The sequence below is a fragment of the Paenibacillus sp. EKM206P genome, assembly GCF_011066155.1.
In the GTDB taxonomy this organism is placed as follows: Bacteria; Bacillota; Bacilli; order Paenibacillales; family Paenibacillaceae; genus Paenibacillus; species Paenibacillus polymyxa_D.
Window position 1 is genome coordinate 1 of the sequence record NZ_JAAMNQ010000037.1, and the last position, 3,838, is coordinate 3,838.

General features: G+C 53.7%; 1 protein-coding gene. It reads right to left on the reverse strand.

What is annotated here, in order from left to right; translation table 11 throughout:
• A partial coding sequence (locus tag G9G53_RS25520; protein ID WP_165150865.1) for a non-ribosomal peptide synthetase occupies positions 1-3,838 on the reverse strand: 3,838 nt, incomplete at both ends.

Below are 3,838 nucleotides of genomic sequence, written 5' to 3' on the forward strand. Positions count from 1 at the left end.
GCGTGCCTTCCGAGATCATCGCGTTTAAATCCAGCGTATATTGCAGCGGTGAATGTGCATCCTCTGTCTCTCCTGCGCTATAGGAAGACAATGTGATTCCACTGTTTTGTAGATCCTGATCGACCTGACCCAAATAGTTAAAGCTGATTTCCGGTTCTGCTGCAATCGCATGCGCTTTACCCGATTCTGATGCATGGGACAAGTAGCGCCAAGTTCCATAGGTTAGCCCTTTATGCGGAATCCGGCGTAGGCCTTCCTTCGTTTCTTTAATCCGCTCTGCCAGCGTCAGATTTGCACCCGTATCCAGCAGTACCGGATACAAGCTTGTGAACCAGCCTACGGTACGTGTCATATCCACCTCGGGCAGGATCGCTTCCCGGCCATGGCCCTCCAGGTTCACCAGCACCTGTCCTGCGCCTGTCCAGTTGTGCATCGCCAATCCTAATGCGGTCAGCAGCAAATCATTGACCTCGGTGTTATAGGCGCGATGGGCCTGTTTTAACAACTGCTGGGTTTCTGCTTCGGTCCACTCTACCGTCAGCACTTCTCTGTCTGCATTCAAAGAGCCCTCATAGGCAAAATCCTTAGGCAGCGGCGCCGCTTCCGCTTTGGCCTGTTCCAGCTGCTTCCAGTACATTTCATCCGATGCAGCCTCAGGACGGTTAGCGTAAGATGACAACTCCCGTGCCCATGTTTGGAAGGAATCCGTTTTATATGGCAATCGTACAGGCTCGCCTTTGATCGCTTGCTCGTAACCTGTCGAGAAATCTTCAAACAGAATCCGCCACGACACTCCGTCTATCACCAAATGGTGAATAGCTATGAGCAAATGATCGCCCTCGGCTGTGTGGAACAATCCCAGCTTCACCAGCGGTCCTTCGGACAGGTGAATGCTGCTTTGAATTTCATTTGCCTTCGCTTCCAGCGCTTCCGCATAGACTACTTGTTCACGGTAGTCTGCGGTTTCCAGCGTATACAACGCGCCTTCATCTACACTACGTGTCCAAGCCGTACAATCAGAGGAAGTCTGATGGAAAACGGTACGCAGCGCATCATGATGCTTCACGATGTGATCCATGACTTGGCGAACTGCCGTCTCATCAAAGCCCTCGGCACGATAGAGCATGACCGCCTGATTAAAGTGCTGCGGACGCTCGCGCTCCTGCGCAAAGAACCACTGCTGGATCGGTAGCAACGCGGTTTCCCCGCTCACTTCTCCTTGATCTGCCATACGGCTGACCTCATGCAAATGCGGTGCCAGTGTTGCAACCGTTGGATACTGGAACAAATCCTTCATGTCCAGCTTATAACCGGCCTGGAACGCACGGGATGTAATTTGAATGGCCTTGATCGAATCGCCGCCCAGATCAAAGAAATTGTCCAAAATACCGACCGTCTGTAGTCCCAGTACCGACTGCCAGACCGCTACCAAAGCGCGTTCTGGCGTGGTACGCGGCTCTGCATAATCAGCTCCGGTTTGCAGGCTGCCTTCCGGTGCTGGCAGGGCCTTGCGGTCAATTTTTCCATTGGGACTCAGCGGCATCTGCTCTAGCTGTACAAAGTACGATGGCACCATGTAGCTTGGCAGCTCCCGGCCCAGCTCACTTCTCAGCTCACTGGCTCCTAGCTCTTGCCCCGCAACATAGTAGGCCACCATTTGTTTTTGGCCCGTTTCATCCGCACGAGCCATGACCACTGCTTCTCGTACCGATTCCACTTGAAGCAGCTGCGATTCCACCTCACCCAGCTCAATCCGGTAACCCCGGATTTTTACTTGATGGTCGATCCGGCCCAGATATTCGATGTTGCCGTCCGGCATCCATCTCGCCAAATCGCCTGTGCGGTACATCCGTTCATACCCGGCTTCCCCGCCGGCAAACGGGTCTTTCACAAATTTCTCGGCCGTCAGCTCCGGACGGTTCAGATAGCCTCGGGCTACGCCGACACCGCCGATACACAGCTCACCTGCAACCCCAATCGGCTGCAATTGCTCCGTGCCTTCCTTCACGATGTACAGACGAATGTTTTGAATCGGTTTCCCGATCGGGATAACCGCATATTCCCCATCCGGCTCGCAATCAAAGTACGATACGTCCACCGTCGCTTCAGTTGGTCCATACAGGTTGATCAGCTTCGCTCCAGCCAGGCTCGACACAAGCCGCTGGAACCGGGCCACATGCTGTGGCGGCAAGGCTTCACCGCTGGCAAAGACATGATGCAGCGTGCCCAGCTTCGCTTGCATCACTTCCCGTGGCTGCTGCTCCACGTACTCCAGAAACGCATGCAGCATAGCGGGTACAAAGTGCATCGTGGTTACGCCATCGCGGGCAATCGTGTCCACGATCTCTTCCGGGTTCTTTTCCCCGCCCACGGACAACAGGCTTACCTTCGAGCCGACCATCGACCACCAGAACAGCTCCCACACTGACACGTCGAAGGTGAAAGCGGTCTTTTGTAGGATCGTATCTTCCGCACTCAAGCCGTAACGATCATGCATCCACAAAATCCGGTTCAGCACGGAATGGTGCTCCACCATCACACCCTTCGGTTTTCCGGTGGAGCCGGAGGTATAGATGACATAGGCTACATGATGCGGCCCGGCCAGTGGCTCCAAATTCGAACCGTCTTTGTGGTAGATGTTCTCGCGGTCCAGTACCAGCACCTGGCCGTTGAAACTCAGCGATGCTTGCTCCGCCAGATGCGATTGCGTCAGCACCAGCTTCGCGCCCGAGTCCTCCAGCATAAAGCGGATGCGGTCGGCCGGATATTCCGGATCGATTGGCACATAGGCTCCGCCTGCCTTGAGGATCGCGTAGATGCCTACGATCATCTCCAGCGAACGGCGGACCAGAATACCGACTGGTTGATCCGGTTCAACACCTTCCGCACGCAGCGTCCGAGCCAAACGGTTCGCTCGCTCATTCAACTCCGCGTAGGTCAACGACTCCGCTCCGCACAGCACTGCCACCTGATCCGGTGTTTTCGCTGCCTGCTGCTCGAACAGTGCACTTAGCGTTTGATCCAGCGGATAAGCTACCGCCGTATCGCCCCAGACCTGAACAATCTGTGCCTGTTCTTGCGGGGTCACCAATGCCAGCTCATTCACACGGATATGCGGGTTGTCTACGATTTGTCCGATGACGTGGTCGATATGACCCTGGATACGCTCCATTGCAGACCGGTTATACACCAGCGCATTGTATTCAAGCAGGATGGAGATATCCTCATCAGGCACGACAATCAGGTTGAAATCGTAGTTGGTTTGCTCTGTAAGTGCCACATTGGCAATAGAGAAGCCAGTTTGTGCCTTGGTCTCACCGGAGCCGCCCATCTGCTTCATCTGCTGCCCGATGGGGTAGTTTTCAAAGACCATGATGTGATTGATCAGGTCTTGTTTTTGTTCAGTCCGTGCCTGAATGTCGTACAGCGGGAATGTGTCATAGACACCGGAGGCCAATGCCTGTTCCTGTGTGCGCTGCAATATTTCAGCAAATGTAGCATTCCGTTCACTTTGAATCCGAACCGGTATGGTATTGATAAACAGTCCGATCATGTCCTCCACGCCTGGAATGTCTGCCGGACGACCGGATACCACACCACCAAACACAACATCCTGATTGTTATTGTATTGCTGTAAAATAACGCCCCACACGCTTTGCAGCAAGGTGTTAATCGTGACATGTTGTTGCTTGGCTATTTGCTTTAATGCGGCACTTCGTTCTTTGCCCAACATAAATGGCAGTTTTTCCAAAACATAGCCGGAATTTGAACTTTGACCGCTTCTGTTTGTGTCGTCATCTCGTTCTGCCACAGAAACATGCGTATTCTCACCAGGCAA